Here is an 873-nt window from a genome sequence, read left to right on the forward strand (position 1 = left end):
ACTGAGAGAGTATGCCCGCTACCCTGCTTGTTTACCGCCAACTGTTTACCTGGTTGCAACAGCACTGTGGCTACCAAGATCTGCGTCACCTCGTCACCTTGGCTTGGATGGTTCTGGGTCTCATTGGTAGCGAACGGTTGAACCTCACCGCCTGGGAAGCCCACATTCGCAGTCGCGCCCAGCAGGCCCAGAGCTCCCAGCGTCGCTGGCACCGCTTCTTGAACAACCCTCGCATTCGCGTGCCAGCGCTCTACGTGCCTCTGCTCCTGGGAGCTTTGCGACAATGGCAGGGTCGGCGTCTCTACCTGGTCCTGGATACGACGGTGCTCTGGAATCGGTTCTGTATGGTGCACCTATCGGTGGTCTGCTGCGGACGGGCCGTCCCGCTGTTGTGGAAGGTGCTCGAGCACAATAGTGCCGCTGTCGCCTTTCCTGCCTATCGGGGTCTGCTGCAGCTAGCCCAGCGGATTCTATGCACTTTCCCGGACGTCATGCTGTTGGCAGACCGGGGCTTCGCCAACCAAGACCTGCTGCAATGGCTACAGCAAAGCTCTTGGCATTATTGCCTGCGCTTGCCCGGTGACGTGAGCATCCACGGTCCATACCGCTATCCAGTTGAGGTGCGGCAGTTGTGGCCCAAAAAAGGAGAAGCCAAGCTGGTGAGGGACGTCCGCCTCTGGAGCCAGGGCACCTACTGCAGTCATCTCGCCCTAGCCAACGTGCGCGGTGCCCGCGAACCCTGGGCGGTTATCACCGACGAAACTCCCTCCCTGCAGACCTTCTGGCAATACAGCCTGCGGTTTGCAGTGGAGGAACTATTCCTCGACAGCAAATCGGGGGCTTTTGAACTGACCGCTGTGCGTCTGCGGTCAG

Annotated in this window: 1 protein-coding gene; it reads left to right on the top strand. The window is 59.9% G+C overall.

The window, feature by feature from the left end:
• Positions 1 to 11: 11 nt before the first annotated feature.
• On the top strand, positions 12 to 873 hold an 862-nt coding region (locus KR51_RS16760), incomplete at its 3' end, for a transposase (RefSeq protein ID WP_022609346.1).

The sequence above is a fragment of the Rubidibacter lacunae KORDI 51-2 genome (assembly GCF_000473895.1).
GTDB classification, from domain to species: Bacteria; Cyanobacteriota; Cyanobacteriia; order Cyanobacteriales; family Rubidibacteraceae; genus Rubidibacter; species Rubidibacter lacunae.